This window comes from Burkholderia sp. BCC1640 (genome assembly GCF_902833125.1).
Classification (GTDB): domain Bacteria; phylum Pseudomonadota; class Gammaproteobacteria; order Burkholderiales; family Burkholderiaceae; genus Burkholderia; species Burkholderia diffusa.
The window spans coordinates 312,864-329,853 of sequence record NZ_CADFEF010000003.1 but is presented as its reverse complement, the minus strand read 5'-3'; the positions used below and the strand labels follow the sequence as shown (position 1 = coordinate 329,853).

15 protein-coding genes are annotated in these 16,990 nt (G+C 69.1%); 7 read left to right on the top strand and 8 right to left on the bottom strand.

The genetic code is table 11. From position 1 onward, the window contains the following. Positions 1-69: 69 nt before the first annotated feature. The 4 genes from HWX25_RS05870 to HWX25_RS05855 all read right to left on the bottom strand — a co-directional run bounded on the left by HWX25_RS05870 (position 70) and on the right by HWX25_RS05855 (position 4,410). The gene (locus HWX25_RS05870; protein WP_059530493.1) at positions 70-1,239 is read right to left on the bottom strand and encodes an MFS transporter; all 1,170 of its coding nucleotides are present in this window, start codon (positions 1,237-1,239) and stop codon (positions 70-72) included. A gap of 262 nt (positions 1,240-1,501) precedes the next feature. After that, complete coding sequence (gene bluB, locus HWX25_RS05865) at positions 1,502-2,275, bottom strand: 5,6-dimethylbenzimidazole synthase (RefSeq protein ID WP_175907667.1); 774 nt, start codon at positions 2,273-2,275, stop codon at positions 1,502-1,504. 119 nt (positions 2,276-2,394) lie between these two features. Further along, positions 2,395-3,393 carry a 2-hydroxyacid dehydrogenase gene (locus HWX25_RS05860; protein WP_059690708.1) on the bottom strand — a complete coding sequence of 333 codons (999 nt, stop codon included), beginning with the start codon at positions 3,391-3,393 and terminating at the stop codon, positions 2,395-2,397. Positions 3,394-3,423: 30 nt separating this feature from the next. Next, positions 3,424-4,410: a LysR family transcriptional regulator gene (locus tag HWX25_RS05855; protein ID WP_175907628.1), complete on the bottom strand. Its 987-nt coding sequence runs from the start codon at positions 4,408-4,410 to the stop codon at positions 3,424-3,426. Here HWX25_RS05855 and HWX25_RS05850 point away from each other — a divergent pair. Both HWX25_RS05850 and HWX25_RS05845 read left to right on the top strand, forming a co-directional pair. Further along, positions 4,409-4,780, top strand: a complete 372-nt coding sequence (locus HWX25_RS05850; protein ID WP_175907626.1) for a hypothetical protein — start codon at positions 4,409-4,411, stop codon at positions 4,778-4,780. The two genes, HWX25_RS05855 and HWX25_RS05850, sit on opposite strands and share 2 nt — an antisense overlap. Positions 4,781-5,165: 385 nt before the next feature. After that, complete coding sequence (locus tag HWX25_RS05845) at positions 5,166-6,377, top strand: alanine--glyoxylate aminotransferase family protein (RefSeq protein ID WP_059699324.1); 1,212 nt, start codon at positions 5,166-5,168, stop codon at positions 6,375-6,377. Between the two features lie 77 nt (positions 6,378-6,454). Here HWX25_RS05845 and HWX25_RS05840 read toward each other — a convergent pair whose 3' ends face one another. Continuing rightward, entirely contained in the window at positions 6,455-7,390 is a 936-nt protein-coding gene (locus HWX25_RS05840; protein WP_059530479.1) for an AraC family transcriptional regulator, read from the bottom strand. Between the two features lie 133 nt (positions 7,391-7,523). On the opposite strand from HWX25_RS05840, the gene HWX25_RS05835 reads away from it, so the two are divergent. Then, positions 7,524-8,414, top strand: a complete 891-nt coding sequence (locus HWX25_RS05835) for an EamA family transporter (protein ID WP_059530477.1) — start codon at positions 7,524-7,526, stop codon at positions 8,412-8,414. A gap of 111 nt (positions 8,415-8,525) precedes the next feature. On the opposite strand, the gene HWX25_RS05830 is transcribed toward HWX25_RS05835, so the two are convergent. Next, entirely contained in the window at positions 8,526-9,740 is a 1,215-nt protein-coding gene (locus HWX25_RS05830) for an MFS transporter (protein ID WP_059690711.1), read from the bottom strand. A gap of 349 nt (positions 9,741-10,089) precedes the next feature. Here HWX25_RS05830 and xdhA point away from each other — a divergent pair, with 349 nt between their 5' ends. The 4 genes from xdhA (at position 10,090) to HWX25_RS05810 (ending at position 15,219) form a co-directional block, all read left to right on the top strand. Next, positions 10,090-11,649 (top strand): xanthine dehydrogenase small subunit, encoded by a 1,560-nt coding sequence (gene xdhA, locus HWX25_RS05825; protein ID WP_175907624.1) that lies wholly within the window; start codon positions 10,090-10,092, stop codon positions 11,647-11,649. Between the two features lie 18 nt (positions 11,650-11,667). Further along, positions 11,668-14,031, top strand: a complete 2,364-nt coding sequence (gene xdhB, locus HWX25_RS05820) for a xanthine dehydrogenase molybdopterin binding subunit (protein WP_175907622.1) — start codon at positions 11,668-11,670, stop codon at positions 14,029-14,031. A 1-nt stretch (position 14,032) separates the two neighbouring features. Then, the gene (xdhC, locus tag HWX25_RS05815; RefSeq protein WP_175907620.1) at positions 14,033-14,710 is read left to right on the top strand and encodes a xanthine dehydrogenase accessory protein XdhC; all 678 of its coding nucleotides are present in this window, start codon (positions 14,033-14,035) and stop codon (positions 14,708-14,710) included. A 107-nt stretch (positions 14,711-14,817) separates the two neighbouring features. Further along, positions 14,818-15,219: a polyketide cyclase gene (locus HWX25_RS05810; RefSeq protein ID WP_175907618.1), complete on the top strand. Its 402-nt coding sequence runs from the start codon at positions 14,818-14,820 to the stop codon at positions 15,217-15,219. 43 nt (positions 15,220-15,262) lie between these two features. On the opposite strand, the gene HWX25_RS05805 is transcribed toward HWX25_RS05810, so the two are convergent. Together HWX25_RS05805 and HWX25_RS05800 are read right to left on the bottom strand one after the other, a co-directional pair. After that, a complete protein-coding gene (locus tag HWX25_RS05805) occupies positions 15,263-16,210 on the bottom strand; it encodes a LysR family transcriptional regulator (protein ID WP_059530460.1) in 948 nt (315 codons plus the stop codon). A 69-nt stretch (positions 16,211-16,279) separates the two neighbouring features. Next, positions 16,280-16,918, bottom strand: coding sequence for a 2-hydroxychromene-2-carboxylate isomerase (locus tag HWX25_RS05800; RefSeq protein WP_175907616.1), 639 nt, complete (start codon positions 16,916-16,918; stop codon positions 16,280-16,282). Positions 16,919-16,990 lie beyond the last annotated feature (72 nt).

The window sequence follows — 16,990 nt, the reverse complement described above, 5'->3', positions numbered from 1 at the left end:
AACGAACGCCGCGGCACGCGGCCCGGCCGCTGCACCGCCGCACCGCCACGCGTCGCCGCTGCGCGCGCGTCACACGTATCCGGTCGGCCCGCTCACCGGACGGCGCTCGAGCGACGCCGACCACAGCGTGAGCGCGAGCGCGGCGACCGCCATCGCGGCACCGACCCACGGCAGGTTCACGAGCGACACGCCGGAGCCGATCGCCATCCCGCCGAGCCAGGCGCCCGTCGCGTTGCCGAGGTTGAACGCGCCCTGGTTCAGCGTCGACGCGAGGTTCGGCGCGTCGCTCGCGCGATCGACGATCAGGATCTGCAGCGGCGGCACGATCGCGAACGCGAGGATGCCCCACACGAAGATCGTCGCAAGCGCCGCGAACGGCAGGTGCATCGTGCCCGCGAACAGCGCGAGGACGATGCCGATCAGCGCGAGCGTCGCGATCAGCGACGGCATCCGGCGCCAGTCGGCGAGCTTGCCGCCGAGCGTGCCGCCGACGGTCAGGCCGAGACCGAACAACAGCAGCACATAGGTGACCTGGCGCGGCGAGAAGCCCGTCACGTCCTCGAGGATCGGCGTGATGTACGTGAACACGCTGAACAGGCTCGCGGACGCCAGCACGCTGATGCCGAGCACCATCAGCACCTGCGGATGCTTCAGCACGCTGAATTCCCGCGTGATGCTGGTGTCGGGCATCGCGAGGTTCCTTGGCAGGCACACCGCGAGCGCGGCGGCCGCGGCGATGCCGATGCCGGTGACGGCCCAGAACGTCGCGCGCCAGCCCCAGGCCTGGCCGAGCGCGGTGCCGAGCGGCACGCCGAGCACGTTCGCGAGCGTGAGGCCGGTGAACATCAGCGCGATCGCCTGCGCGCGCCGGTTCGGCGCGACGAGGTTGCTCGCGACCACCGAACCGATCCCGAAGAACGCACCGTGGCAGAACGCGGTGACGACGCGCGCGGCCATCAGCACCGCGTAGCCGGGCGCGATCGCGCAGAACAGGTTGCCCGCGATGAACAGCCCGATCAGGCCCATCAGCGCGCGCTTGCGCGGCATTCTCGCGGTGACGATCGCGAGGATCGGCGCGCCGATCGTCACGCCGAGCGCGTAGCCCGACACGAGCATCCCGGCGGCCGGGATCGACACGCCGAGGTCGCGGGCGACGTTGGGCAGCAGCCCCATGATCACGAACTCGGTGGTACCGATTCCAAATGCGGCGACGGCAAGGGCGAAAAGAGGTAATGGCATCGCGGTGGGCTACGGAAAGGCCGCGGCCCGAGGCCGGCGCGGGATGCGCGCGGCGGGCGGGGCGGGGGGACATCAGCCGCGATTCTACTTCAGTGAAAACCCCTATGCTCGGGGCCAAAACGGATGTTGCCGGTGTGCGACGCGGTAGCAGCCGCGGCGCGTCACAGTGTGGGATTGAACGATGTCCGATGTCGGCAACGCGGCAAAATTCGGGTCGAAGCGACGCCGGTGGAGCGGCGCTTTTCGCGCGCCGCGGGCTCGATTAGCGCTCGGGCAGGGCGCCGGCTGATGTCGAGTCGGAGCGGTCGGCCGGTGCTGCCACCTCGGGCGACGGCGATGACGACGGCGACGATCCGCCTGTCGTGCCGGCGTTTGCCGTGCAATCGGCGGTCTGCGTCGCCGGTGCATCCCACCCGTTTTCGAACAGGCATGCCTCGATCGGCATCCGCGCGGCCCAGCGCTCCTCCTCGAGCATCGGCTTCGCATAGAACGCATCGACATGCCCGACGCACAGCACGGCGATCGGCTTCGCGCCGGCCGGCATGCCGAGCAGCGTGCGCAGCGCGTCGACATCGAACAGCGACACCCAGCCCATCCCGAGCCCTTCGGCGCGCGCGGCGAGCCACATGTTCTGGATTGCGCAGGCGGCGGACGCGAGGTCCATCTCCGGCAGCGTGCGGCGGCCGAACACGTGGCGCTCCCGATCGTCGGTCAGCGCGACGACCAGCAACTCGCCGCATTCGCGCACGCCTTCGACCTTCAGCCGCATGAATTCGTCCTGCCGCTCGCCGAGCGCGTCGGCGGTCGCGCGGCGCTCGGCCTCGACCAGCGCGTGGATCGCGGTGCGCAGCGCGGGATCGGTGATGCGGATGAAGCGCCACGGCTGCATGAAACCGACGCTCGGCGCGTGGTGCGCGGCGCGCAGGAGCCGCGCGAGCGTGGCCGGATCGACGGGCGCCGGCGTGAAGTGGCGCATGTCGCGCCGTTCGAAGATGGCGCGGTAGACCGCGGCAATGGCGGAGTCGTCGAAACGCATGAGCGGCAGAAGCAAGGGGGAAGTCGGCGCAACGATAGCAGACGCCGGCCGCGCGGCGTTACATCAGTCAAAACAAAATGATGAATCGTTGACGGATCGCGTGCGCCGCGCGCCGTGGATCAGCGCCCCGTCGTGACGACGTTGGTCGGCGTGCCGGCGTGCCATGCCTCGATGTTCAGCAGCGTCGTATGCGCGATCTCGGCGAGCGCCTCGCGCGTGAAGAATGCCTGGTGCGACGTGACGATCACGTTCGGGAATGTCAGCAGGCGCGCGAGGACGTCGTCCTGCAGCGGCAGGTCGGAGTGATCCTCGAAGAACAGGCCGCTTTCCTCTTCGTACACGTCGAGCCCGAGATGGCCGAGCTGCCCGCTCTTGAGCGCGTCGACCAGCGCCTGCGCGTCGACGAGGCCGCCGCGGCCGGTGTTGATCAGCATCGCGCCGTGCTTCATCCGCGCGAGCGTCTGCGCGTTGATCAGATGGTGCGTCGACGGCAGCAGCGGGCAGTGCAGGCTGACGATGTCCGATTGGTGCAGCAACTCGTCGAGCTCGACGTAGCGCGCGCCGAACGCGATCAATTCGTCGTCGTAAGGCGGCATCGAGTGCGCGAGCACGTGCATCCCGAAGCCCATCATGATCTTCGCGAACACGCTGCCGATCAGGCCGGTGCCGATCACGCCGACGGTCTTGCCGTGCAGGTCAAAGCCGAGCAGGCCGTTCAGCGAGAAGTCGCCTTCGCGCGTGCGTGCGACCGCGCGCGGCAGCCGGCGGTTGAGTGCGAGGATCAGCGCGACCGCGTGTTCGGCGACCGCGTGCGGCGAGTACGCCGGCACGCGCACGACGGCGATGCCGAGCCGCTCGGCGGCCGCCAGGTCGACGTGGTTGAAACCCGCCGAGCGCAGCGCGATCAGGCGCGTGCCGCCGTCGGCGAGCCGTTCGAGCACGGCCGCGTCGACGGTGTCGTTGACGAACGGACACACGACCTCGTAGCCGTGCGCGAGGATCGCGGTTTCCGCGTCGAGGTGCGACGGCTGGAAGTGCAGCCGATAGCCGAATTGCCGATTGGCGGCGGTAAACGATTCGTCGTCGTACTGTCGGCTGCTGAACAGGATCACACGCACGCTGCACCTCCGATGGCTGTCGCGTGCAGTTTACTGCAGGCCCGTCTGCCGGCCGGTGACGATGTCGGCGCGATCGGGCGAGCGCAGGAAGCCGTAGCCGGTCCGCTCGCGGGCCGCCTGCGCGCCGAAGTGCTCGAGCGCATGCTCGACGAAGCTGCGCGTGCGGGCCGGCACGTACTGGCGGTTCGGGTAGACGAGCGACAGTTGCGCGTCCGGGTCGTCGATCCGGTAGGCGGGCAGCAGCCGCACGAGCGTGCCGGCGGCGAGCGCGTCGGCGATGCTCGGCTCGGGCAGCACCGCGATGCCGGACCCGGCGACGGCCGCTGCCTGCACGAGCGCCAGCTGGTTGACCGTGCAGGTCGGGCGCACCGTGATCGAATGCGTGACGCCGTCGTGGCCGACCAGCCGCCACGCGGGCGCATGCTGGTGCGGCGCGAGCGCGACCCAGTCGTGACCCGGCAGGTCGTCGGGTGCGCGCGGCTCGCCGCGCCGTTCGAGATACGCGGGCGCCGCGCAGGCGACGAACGGGCTCGGCGCGAGTGCGTGGCCGATCAGGGTCGGGTTGCCGTCGAGCCGGTTGCCCGTCGCGATGCCGACGTCGTAGCCGGAATCGAGCACGTCGAGCGGCCCTTCGGCGACGGTGAGCTGCACGCGCAGTTCGGGGTAGCGGTGCCGGAAACTGCTGACGAGCGGCGTGAGCGCCAGCGGCGACAGCAGGCCCGACGCGACGACGCGCAGCGTGCCGGCGGGCTCGCGCACGGCGTGCGCGACGGACGCCTCGAGGTGGTCGAATTCCTCGAGCAGCGCACGGCAGCCGTCGAGGTAGCGCAGGCCGGCCTCGGTCAGCGACAGGTTGCGCGTGGTGCGGTGGATCAACCGCGTGTTCAGGTGAGACTCGAGCATCGCGATCGAGCGCGTGACGAGCGCATTGGACACGCCTAGATGGTGCGCCGCGCGCCGGAAGCTCTGCTGTTCGGCGACGCAGACAAACACACGCATGGTCTGAATCTGGTTCATGGCTCGCGGATTTCTGGCCCGGTTGATTGATTTTGGTTGTGATTTTTCGTTGCGCGACCTGGAAAACCGTCGCGTGACACCGGGGTTCTGGCCCGTATCGAAAAATCGGTTTTCGATTCTGCAGACGATTGTTCATTACAGAACCGATATCCGTCAACCTGAGAAAAAGGGCGGGTTGCGTAAAATCGAAATCGCGGGTATCGATTTAGCGGGGCAGTGTCGTGTGTGTATGCGGGGGATAGCCGGAAGTGAATTGGGTGAAACTGCCGGTGGTTTGAATGTTTACCATTTAAATCAATGCATTGTGCGTGATCGTGTGTGGCCTGGTGCGGTAATGGGTGAAATCGCTCACCAATTGATGCCGCGATAATGGATGTTTTTTACCGGGCCCGGTTTTCGTGGACCGATTCCATTCGCGCGATTTTTATCGTGATGGCCGGTATTCCGGCCGATGCATGTATCGTGCAGAACGCGGGCATCCGGAGCGCGTCGCGCATACTGCGCGAGAAAATCGCGAACATCGAACTGCGGATGGAACCGTTACGCATCCGCACGGCAATGCCGCGGCATGGCGAAATCCGCTCATGCGGCGCAGGCGCGGCCGGCTGGCCCGGTCCGTCGACCGGGCCAGCGTCGCGCTGTCCGGCGGCGCGTGCCTCTTGCGCGCGGGCGCGGAACGGGGAATGATCGATCAGTTCGCCATGCCGTGCGGCGAACGATGTCCGAGCGTTTTCTTCCTTCCTTCTTGATCTGCCATGTCCATCGATTACTCGCCGATTCCCTGTCCCGTCGTCGTGCCGCTCGACGCGATCCTGCCCGAAGAACCGCTGCTGATGATGGGGGCCGGCCCGGTCCCGATCCCGGCCGCCGTCGCGAAGGCGAACACGATCGTGATCAACCACCTCGGCGCGACGATGGCGAAGATCATCGAGCAGGTGAAGGAGATGGCGCGCTACGTATTCCAGACCCGCTCGAAGTGGGTGCTCGGCGTGGCCGGCCCCGGCTCCGCCGCGATGGAGATGGCGATTTCGAACCTCGCGTGGCGCGGCACGCGCGTGCTGTCGATCCGCAACGGCTTCTTCAGCGCGCGGATGGCCGAGATGGCCACGCGCGTCGGCGCCGACGTCGCCACGCTCGAGGTGGCCGACCGCTCGGTCGCGAGCCTCGACGAGATCGCGGACGCGATCGCGCGCGAGCGGCCCGAAATCGTCACGATCGTGCAGGGCGAGACGTCGAACACCGTGTGGAACCGCGATCTGCGCGACATCGCCGCGCTCGCGAAGGCGGCCGGCGCGCTGGTCGTGGTCGACGCGGTGTGCACGCTGTCGACGATGCCGCTCGAGATGGACGCATGGGGCATCGACGCGGTGATCACGGGCGGCCAGAAGGGGCTGTCGTCGATCCCCGGTGTGTCGCTGATCGCATTCTCCGACGCCGCGTGGGAGCGCATGAAGCAGCGTCCGGAACCGAACGCGCACTGGTGCCTCGACATGGCGCTCGCGGAGAACTTCTGGCACAACGCGGGCTATCACTACACGGCGCCGGTGTCGGGCGTGCTCGCGCTGCACGAGGCGCTGCGGCTCGTCTGCGCGGAGACGCTCGAAAGCCGCTTCGCGCGCCATCTGCGCTGCTCGCTCGCGCTGCAGGCGGGCGTCGAGGCGATGGGGCTCACGCTCTATGCGCCGAAGGACTGCCGGCTCAACTCGGTGGTCGGGATCGAGACGCCTGAAGGGCTCACGCCGGGGATGGTGTGCGGCCATATCTCGAAGCAGTACCAGGTCGAGATTTCGGGCTCGTTCGGGCTGCCGATCGTGCGGATCGGGCAGATGGGCGAACAGTGCCGCGAACACAACCTGTTCCGCACGCTGCACGCGTTCGGCCGCACGATGGACGACCTGAAGGTGCCGGTCGACCTGCCGGCCGGCGTGGCCGCGCTCGAGCAGGAACTGTCGCGGCGCGGTACGTAAGCGGAGAGCGGAGAGTGGCCAGGCGGGTGCGCTGCACGAAGCCGCCTCGTCGACGGCCGCGGCGCGTGGCGTGGCGTTCAGCCGCCCTGCATCGCGCGCCGGTACGCGTTCGGCGTCGTGCCGTGCGCGTCGCGAAAGCGATGGCTGAAGTGGCCGGCGTTCGCGTAGCCGCATTCGGCCGCGACCTGCGCGAGCGGTAGCGTCGTCGTGCGCAGCAGCAGCCGCGCCCGCGCGAGCCGCTGCTCGGCCACCCACGCGTGCGGCGCGCGGCCGAACGACAGCCTGAACATCCGCGAGAAATGGTATTCGGACAGCGCGGCGACGTTCGCCAGTTCGCCGAGCGTCAGCGGCTGCGACAGGTAGCTGTCGATATAGTCGCGCACGCGGCGGCGCACGGCCGGCGCGAGCCCGCCGCGGAACGGCACATCGGTGCGCGTCGTGCTCTGGCCGCGCAGCAGCAGGCTCAGCACGTCGTGCGCGGCTTCGTTCACGCGCAGCCGTCCGTCGGCATCGTCCCAGCGTTCGAGCGCGAGCGAACGGAACTGCGCCGCGACGCGCGCATCCTCGAAATAGGTGCGGTCGGCGAGCTTCAGCTCGCGCGGCTCGCGATCGAGCTCGCGGATCGCGCGCTGCGTGAAGTGCTCGGGCAGGAAGTACAGGTGGATGAAGTGCATCTCGCCGCGCACCCACCAGCGCGATTCATGGTCGCCGGGCAGGGCGCACAGCAGGCTCGGCGCGCCGTAGCGCGGCACGCGTTCGCGCTCCGTCCGGTAGCCGCCGTCGAGATAGCACGACAGCGTATGGTGGCCGGGCTGTTCGTAGATCGTCTCGCTTTCGTCGGTGATGCGCGTCCATTCGGCGATCGCGAGATGGTCGCCGAGCCACGCGAAGCGTTCGAGCGTCGCGTTCGCCTCGGCGAGCGTGCGGCACACCGACTGCAGGCCGAACGGCATCGCACCGCCGGCAAGGGCGGCCGCGTGGTCGGCGGGCGGGGCGTACAGGGGCGAACTCATGATGGGGCGAGTATAAGCGCGCGCGAAGCGCGCCGTGCGGACGCCCGAAAAAGACCGCAATTCCGGACAATCCGCGCCGGCAGGGTGGCGGCACAGTCGAAGTCCGTCTCACTCGTTCCGCTTCGTTGCCGCCATGAACCTGTCGCTTTATTTCGTCACCGTGCTGATCTGGGGCACCACCTGGATCGCGATCAAATGGCAGCTCGGCGCCGTGCCGCCGCCCGTGTCGATCGCGTGGCGCTTCTGGCTCGCGGCCGCCGTGCTGTTCGCGCTGCTGCGCGTGATGCGCCGGCCGGTGCGCCCGCCGCGCGAGGCGTGGCGCTACCTCGTCGCCCAGGGCTTCGCGCTGTTCTGCCTGAATTTCCTGTGCTTCTACTATTCGGAGCAGGTCGTGCCGAGCGGCCTCGTCGCCGTGATCTTCTCGACCGCGCCGCTGCTGAACTCGATCAACGGCCGGCTGTTCATGGGCCGCCCGCTGCGGCCGTCCGCGATCGCCGGCGCGCTGCTCGGGCTGACCGGCATCGCATGCCTGTTCTGGCAGCAGATGGCCGGTCACCTCGACGATCACGCGACCTGGACGGGCCTCGCGATCGCGTTCGCGGGCACGATGTGCTTCTCGGCCGGCAACCTGCTGTCGAGCCGGATGCAGTCGATGGGCCTGCACCCGCTCGCGACCAACGGCTGGGCGATGCTGATCGGCGCGGCGATCCTGACGATCGGCAGTGCGGTGGCCGGGCTGCCGTTCATGATCGACCCGAGCCCGCGTTATCTCGGCGCGCTTCTCTATCTGGCCGTGCCGGGCTCGGTGATCGGGTTCACGGCCTACCTGACGCTCGTCGGACGGATCGGGCCCGAGCGCGCCGCGTACTGCACGGTGCTGTTCCCGATCGTTGCGCTGGCCGTGTCGACGGTCTTCGAGGGCTACCAGTGGTCGCCGCTCGCGGTGCTCGGGCTGCTGCTCGTGCTGGCCGGCAATCTCGTCGCGTTCGACCTGACTCGCCGGTTGTTCCTGCGCACGGCCTGACCGGGGCGGCCGCCGCGATCGCCGCCGGAAACAAAAACGCCCGCGCGATGCGGGCGTTTTCCTTTGGGCCGCCAGGGCAGCGGCCGCCTGGCCGGTCGGCGAGCGGCTCGCTCAAGCCGCCGCGCCGCTCCCCGCGACCCGCGCCTGCCGCTGGTACAGCATCATCGACAGCGCGACGCCCGCCGCCGCGGCCACCGCCGCGAACAGGAACACCTGCGGATAACCGAACTCACCGGCCACATAGCCCGCGAGCGGGCCCGTGATGCCGAGCGACAGGTCGAGGAACACCGAATACGCGGACAGCGCCGCGCCACGGCTTGCCGGCGGCACCAGCGCGACCGCCTCGACGCCGAGCGCCGGGAAGATCAGCGCGAAGCCGAAGCCGGTCAGCGCGGCGCCGACGAGCGCGACGTGCGGCACGGGCGCGAGCCACAGCAGCACGAGGCCCGAGCATTCGAACGCGAACGACACGATCGCGACGCGGAAGCCGCCGTAAGTCTTGATCGTGTTCGCGAACAGCAGGCGCGCGCCGATGAACAGCGTGCCGAACACGGTCAGCGACAGCGCGGCGTTCGGCCAGTGGCGCGCCGCGTAGTACAGCGTGACGAAGGTCGCGATCGAGCCGAAGCCGGCGGAGCCGAGCGCGAGACCGAGGCCGTGCGGCAGCACGCGCGTGAACACGCTCGCATACGACATCCGTTCGCCGTGTACGAGCGGCACGGAATCGATCAGGCGTGCGAGATAAAAGCCGGTCGCGGCGAGCGCGATCACGATCACGCCGATCAGCGCCGGATTCAGCGTATGCGCGATCGCGACGCCGACCGGCGCGCCGAGCGCGAGCGCGCCGTAGGTCGCGATGCCGTTCCACGAGATCACTTTCGCGTTGTGCGCGACGCCGACCCGCCCGATGCCCCACAGGATCGCGCCGGTGCCGCACAGGCTCTCGCCGACGCCGAGCACGAGCCGGCTCGCGACCAGCAGCACGAGGCTCGCGACCGGCCAGTGAGCCAGCAGCAGCGCGACGAGCAGCAGCACGCCCGACACGCCGCAGCCGATCAGCCCGCGCAGCACCGTCTGCTTCGGCCCGAGCGTGTCGGCGAAGCGCCCGGCGAGCGGGCGCGACGCGAGCGTCGCGAAATACTGGACGCTGATCGCGCCGCCCGCGACGATCGCGGAAAAGCCGAGGTCGTCGTGGACGAAGCCCGGCAGCACGGCGAGCGGCAGGCCGATGGTCAGGTAGCAGATGAACGTGAAGCAGACGACGGACACGATTTGCAGCGTGACGGCAAACCCGCTGCGCGGCGATGTGGCGGAATCGGTGGACATGGGGTCGGATCGAATGGGCGAAACGGAACGGAAGACGGCGAAAAACGGAATCGGGATTTTCCCATGGAACCGGTTTTCCCGCAGGGACCATTTAGTTAATCGCGCCCCGTTTCCGTTGCCGAAGAATCGCTGACGGCGCGGTGCCGGCAAGCGCGGAATCCAGATGGAGCAAGGCGCGCGCCGCCCGCCGGGCAGCCTCGCCGCCCATATCGCGACAGTTATATGGGCCCCATGCGTGATGGGCTATGGGTTGCGGAATTTGATGGTGATAGCGTGCAAACTGTCAGAGAAACGTCGGTCGAGCGCCCCGCGCAGGCCGCCTTGCCCCCACTTGAAGAACGATAGAGACATGAGTGAGCCGATCCGCTTCTACCATCGTCACGCGGTCCGCGAAGTCAGCGGCGCGGACGTCACCCGCACCGTGCTGCAGTATCTGCGCGAGGATGCGCACTGCACCGGCACCAAGGAAGGCTGCGCGGAAGGCGACTGCGGTGCGTGCACGGTCGTCGTCGGCGAGCTGACCGACGCGGGCACCGTCGCGTTCAAGGCCGTCAACGCCTGCATCCAGTTCCTGCCCACGCTCGACGGCAAGGCGCTGCTGACGGTGGAAGACCTGCGCCAGCCGGACGGTTCGCTGCATCCGGTGCAGCAGGCGATGGTCGACTGCCACGGGTCGCAATGCGGGTTCTGCACGCCCGGTTTCGTGATGTCGATGTGGGCGCTGTACGAGAAGCACGGCCACGAAGGCTGCGGCAGCGCGTGCGCAAAGGCGAAGGACGTGCCGACGCGCACCGAGATTGCCGATGCGCTGACCGGCAACCTGTGCCGCTGCACCGGCTACCGTCCGATCGTCGACGCGGCCGTGCAGATGTTCGATGCGACCGGCGAAGGTGCGCCGGCGTCTACCGCGCCGGTCGACACGGCCGCGCTCGCCCGTACGCTCGCATCGCTCAAGCGCGACGACACGTTCGACTACACGACGCCCGACGGCGCACGCTTCGCGGCGCCACGCACGCTCGACGCGCTGGCCGCGCTCAAGGCCGAGCGTCCCGCCGCGCGGATCCTCGCCGGCAGCACCGACATCGGCCTGTGGGTCACCAAGCAGATGCGCCGTCTGGACGACCTGATCTACGTCGGCCAGATCGCCGAACTGCAGAACGTCGTGCACGGCGACGACTGGATCGAGATCGGCGCGGGCGTGACGGTCGAGAACGGGTATGCGGCGCTCGCCGGCACGTATCCGGAACTGACCGAAATGTGGAAGCGCTTCGCGTCGCTGCCGATCCGCAACGCGGGGACGATCGGCGGCAACGTCGCGAACGGTTCGCCGATCGGCGACTCGATGCCGGGCCTGATTGCGCTCGGCGCGCGGGTCGTGCTGCGCGGCGGCGACACGGTGCGCGAGCTGCCGCTCGAGGCGCTCTACACCGGCTATCAGCAAAAGGACATGGCGCCGCACGAATTCGTCGTCGGCCTGAAGGTGCCGACCCGCACCGGCGCGCGCGCGAAGCTGCAGTTCCGGACGTACAAGCTGTCGAAGCGGTTCGACTCCGACATTTCGGCGGTGTGCGCGGCGTTCGCGTTCATCGCGGACGGCGAGCTGATCCGCGAGCCGCGCATCGCGTTCGGCGGGATGGCCGCGACGCCGAAGCGCGCGACGCACACGGAAAGCCTGCTCGACGGCGCGCCATGGCACGAAGCCACCGCGCAGGCCGCGATGCAGGCGCTCGAGCGCGACTACCAGCCGCTCACCGACATGCGTGCGACGAGCGCGTATCGCCTCGATACCGCGAAGAACCTGATGTACCGATTCTGGCTGGAGACGCGCCCGCACGACCCGCTGCCGCCGCAGGCGCTGAACGTGCGTGAAGTGGCCGCCGAAGTTGCCAACGACGCGGCGCGCGTCTGACGAGGGAGAACACCGAACATGAACCAGCAAGCAGAACCGTTCCTGAACACCCTCGACCCGCAAGCCGACGCCGCGCAGGTGCACGTCTCGCGCGCGCACGAATCCGCGCACCTGCACGTGAGCGGGCGCGCGACCTACACCGACGACATCCCGCTCGTCGCGGGCACGCTGCACGCGGCGCTCGGGTTGTCCGCGAAGCCGCACGCGAAGATCCTGTCGATGAACTTCGACGCGGTGCGCGCGACGCCCGGCGTGGTCGCCGTGTTCACGGCTGACGACATCCCCGGCGTGAACGACTGCGGCCCGATCATCCACGACGACCCGGTGCTCGCGAAGGGCATCGTGCAGTTCGTCGGCCAGCCGATGTTCATCGTCGTCGCCACGTCGCACGAAATCGCGCGGCTCGCCGCGCGCCGCGCGCAGGTCGACTACGAGGAGCTGCCTGCGATCCTGACCGCGCAGGATGCGCGCAAGGCCGAAACCTACGTGATCCCGCCGCTGAAGCTCGCGCGCGGCGACGCGGCCGCGCGCCTGGCCGCCGCGCCGCATCGCGAGTCGGGCGAGATGCTGCTCGGCGGCCAGGAGCAGTTCTACCTGGAAGGGCAGATCGCCTACGCGGTGCCGAAGGACGACGACGGGATGCACGTGTACTGCTCGACGCAGCACCCGAGCGAGATGCAGCACCTCGTCGCGCACGTGCTCGGCGTCGCGTCGCACAACGTGCTGGTCGAATGCCGCCGGATGGGCGGCGGGTTCGGCGGCAAGGAATCGCAGTCGGGCCTGTTCGCGTGCTGCGCGGCGCTCGCCGCGTGGAAGCTGCTGTGCCCGGTGAAGCTGCGCCCTGACCGCGACGACGACATGATGATCACCGGCAAGCGGCACGACTTCCACTACCGCTTCGACGTCGGCTACGACGACGACGGCCGCCTCGACGGCGTCGCCCTCGACATGACGTCGCGCTGCGGCTTCTCGGCGGACCTGTCGGGCCCGGTGATGACGCGTGCGGTGTGCCATTTCGACAACGCGTACTGGCTCGGCGACGTCGACATCGCCGGCTACTGCGGCAAGACCAACACGCAGTCGAACACCGCGTTCCGCGGTTTCGGCGGCCCGCAGGGCGCGTTCGCGATCGAGTACATCCTTGACGACATCGCGCGCTCGCTCGGCCGCGATCCGCTCGACGTGCGCTACGCGAACCTGTACGGCAAGACCGAACGCAACGTGACGCCTTACGGGCAGACGGTCGAGGACAACGTGCTGCACGAACTGCTCGGCGAACTCGAGACAACGAGCGATTACCGCGCACGGCGCGCGGGCGTGCGCGAATTCAACGCACGCAACGCGGTGCTGAAGAAGGGCATCGCGCTCACGCCGGTGAAGTTCGGCATCGCGTTCAACGTCACGCACTTCAACCAGGCCGGCGCGCTGGTGCACATCTACACCGACGGCTCGGTGCTCGTGAACCACGGCGGCACGGAGATGGGGCAGGGGCTCAACACGAAGGTCGCGCAGGTGGTCGCGCACGAGCTCGGCATCCGCTTCGGTCGGATCCGCGTGACGGCGACCGACACGAGCAAGGTCGCGAACACGTCCGCGACGGCCGCGTCGACGGGCTCCGACCTGAACGGCAAGGCCGCGCAGGATGCGGCGCGCCAGCTGCGCGAGCGCCTCGCGGCGTTCGCGGCGAAGCAGTTCGGCGACGGCAAGGTCGATGCGGCCGACGTGAAGTTCGGCAACGACTTCGTCTGGATCGGCGGCGCGAGCGTGCCGTTCGGCGAGGTGATCGCGAAGGCGTATCTCGCGCGCGTGCAGCTGTGGTCCGACGGGTTCTACGCGACGCCGAAGCTGTACTGGGATCAGTCGAAGCTGCAGGGGCGGCCGTTCTACTACTACTCGTACGGCGCGGCCGTGTCGGAAGTCGTGATCGACACGCTGACGGGCGAGATGCGCACGCTGCGCGTCGACGCGCTGCACGACGTGGGCGCTTCGCTGAACCCGGCGCTCGACATCGGCCAGGTCGAAGGCGCGTTCATCCAGGGGATGGGCTGGCTCACGACCGAGGAGCTGTGGTGGAACGCGGGCGGCAAGCTGATGACGCACGCGCCGTCCACGTACAAGATTCCGACCGTCAACGACACGCCGCCCGAGTTCAACGTGCGGCTGTTCCAGAACCGCAACGTCGAGGACAGCATCCACCGGTCGAAGGCCGTCGGCGAGCCGCCGTTGTTGCTGCCGTTCTCGGTGTTCTTCGCGGTGCGCGACGCGATTGCCGCGGTCGGCGACTACCGGGTGAATCCGCCGCTCGACGCGCCGGCCACCGGCGAGTCGATCCTGCGTGCGGTGAATGCGGTGCGCGCGGCGAGCGCCGCGCGGGCAGGCTGATATGAAACGGCCCGCCGGCTCACTGCACTCGCCGCATGCCGCGCCGGATGCGCCTGCCACCGGTTGCGACGGCGCGTGCGGCAACACGCCGTCGCCGATACAGACGTTCGCGCCGGGCACCGGCCGGCGCCCCCGCGCGAATGCCGCGCCGCCGCCGATGCACATCGTGCTGTTCGGCGCGGGGCACGTCGGTCATGCGCTCGTCACGCTGCTCGGCGCACTGCCGTGCGTCGTGCAGTGGGTCGACACGCGCGACGAACTGTTCCCGGACGAATGTCCGCCGAACGTGCAGCCGGAGCCGACCGACACGCCGGAGGCCGTCGTCGACGCGGCGCCGCCCGGCGCGTACTTCCTCGTGATGACGCACAACCACGCGCTCGATTTCTCGCTCGCCGCGCAGATCATGCGGCGGCGCGACTTCGCATACTTCGGGATGATCGGTTCGCGCACCAAGCGCGTGAAGTTCGAACGCCGGCTCGCGGCGCGCGGCGTCGATCCGGCGCGGCTCGCGGAGATGGTGTGCCCGATCGGCATCGCGGGCATCGTCGACAAGGCGCCCGGCGCGATCGCGGTGGCCGTCTGCGCGGAACTGCTGCAGGCCCGCTCGGGCATGGCGGTGGCCGACACGAAGGCGGCCGCGGCGGAACGCGTGCGCGACGACGTGAGCTGCGCGCGGTAACGACGGGTAACGACGCAGGTCGGCACGCCCGACGCACGTCCGCGCGTTTTTGCCTACACTGCACGGATCGCGCGGCATCGGGCCGTGCGTCATTTCGTGCAGGCACCATGTCCGATCCCCAGGTCTATCTCGACGCACTCGATGCAAGCCTCGTCGACATCGAGCGCTGGCTGTCCGGCACCGATACTTCACCCGCGGCGCTCGATGCGCTGATCGCAGCCTTTTCCGCCGATTTCACGATGATCATGACCGACGGTCGCGCGCTCGACCGCGTCGGCACGCGCGCGCTGTTCGCGACGCTCGGCGGCGCGAAGCCGGGGCTGCGCATCGCGCTGTCGGACATCCGCGTGCTGATGGCCGACGCATCGCACGCGGTGCTCACCTATGTCGAAGCGCAGCAGGCGGCATCGGGCGAACTGCCCGCGCGTCGCGCGACCGCCGTGTTCGCGCGCGACGCGGCAGGCATCGTGCGCTGGACCCATCTGCAGGAAACCTTCTGCACGGCCTGAGCGCCGGCGCTGCGTCGTCGCGCGCCGGCAATGCCGCGCGGCGTCAGCGCTTGCGGCCGCGTGCGGCGGTCAGCTCGTCGGACACGCTCTGCATCAGCGCGCACAGCCACGCGATGTCGGTCGGGCGGTCGGGGTGCGGGTGCGTGAGCAGATAGCTCTTGATGCGCGGGAACGGCACGGGCGGCGTGACGACCACGAGCGGCAGCAGCTGCGCATAGTGCGTCGCGAAGCGGCGCGTCGTCGTGAAGATCAGGTCCGACTGCAGCAGCACCTGCGGCACGATCCCGAAATACGGCAGCGTCGTCACGATCCGCCGCGTGAGGCGGGCGCGCGCGAGGCCGATCTCGATCGCGTTGCGCTTGTCGCCGGTGTACGGCGTCGGCGCGACGTGCGCGGCCGCCGCGTAGGCTTCGCGCGTGAGCGGTTCGCGCGCGAGCGGATGCGCGTCGCGCATCAGGCACACGATCGTGTCGGAGAACAGGTCCTGGCGCGCGAACTGCGGGTCGGGCTTCGGCCAGTTGCCGATCACGAGATCGAGCGCGCCCGATTCGAGCGCCTCCGCGTGATCGAGCGCGGGGTTCAGCGAGTCGATTTCCAGATGTGCATGCGGCGCCGCGTCGCGAAAGCGCTCGATCAGCGTCGGCATGAAGAAATCGTTCAGGTAGTCGGGCGCGGCGACGCGGAACGTGCGCCGCGCCGACGACGGATCGAAGTCGCCGTGCGGCGTCGCGATGAAGTCGACCTCGCGCAGCGCACGCGACGCCGCCCCGAGCAGCGACGCGCCATACTCGGTCGGCACCATCCCGGACTTGCCGCGCACGAGAATCGGGTCGTTCAGCGTCTCGCGCAGCTTGCGCAGCGCGGTGCTGATCGCGGGCTGGGTCTGGTTCAGCCGCAGCGCGGCCTGCGTGACGCTGCGCTCGAGCAGCAGCGTGCGCAATACGCGCACGAGCCAGATATCGAGCGAGGCGGTACGGTCGTCGTCTTCCATCGGTGCGCGGTGATTCGGCAGAAGCGTAACCTTACCGCAGCCACGCGTCGCGGTGCGTGATACCGGCCATCACACGCGCCCCTTCGGCAGCGTGCTGATCCGCTTGACCTCGCGCGACTCGAGCCAGTTCGGCGTGCGCGCGCAGTACAGCACCATCGGCAGCGCGTCCTCGCCCCAGAACAGCTGCTGGTTCATCCAGAACGTCGGTACGCCGAACACGCCGAGCGCGATCGCGTCGTCGGTGTTGCGGCGCAACTGCGCGCTCGTTTCCTCGAATTCGATCAGCTCGTCGCCGTGTCCGACGCCGACGCGCTCGCACAGCGCGGCGAACCCGTTCGGCGTCGACGGATCGTTGCCGTCGTGCCAGATGAAGCGGAACATTTCCAGCACGGTCGCGATGTCGGCGCGCAGCGCGATCGCGAGGCGCAGCACCTTGTCGGAGTCGAACGGATGCGCGGGCGGCATCTTGAAGCGGATGCCGAGCTGTTCGGCGCGAAACAGCGCATGGCGGTACGTGAACATGCGCTTGGCCGGCACGTCGGCGCTCGGGCGCTGTCCCCAGTGGCGCTGCAGGTCGGGCAGCGACACGGCGACGGGGTCGAACGGCACGTCCGGCCACTTGTCGTGCTGTTCGAGCAGCAGGTAGGAGAACGGCGACACGAAGTCGAAGAACCAGGCAGGCTGGGCAGTGTCGAGGCCGGTTGTCATGGCGATCTCCAGAGTGTGGGGCGTGTGCGCCTCGCGGCGGCCTTCATGTTACGGGGCGGCGCGCGGACGCAG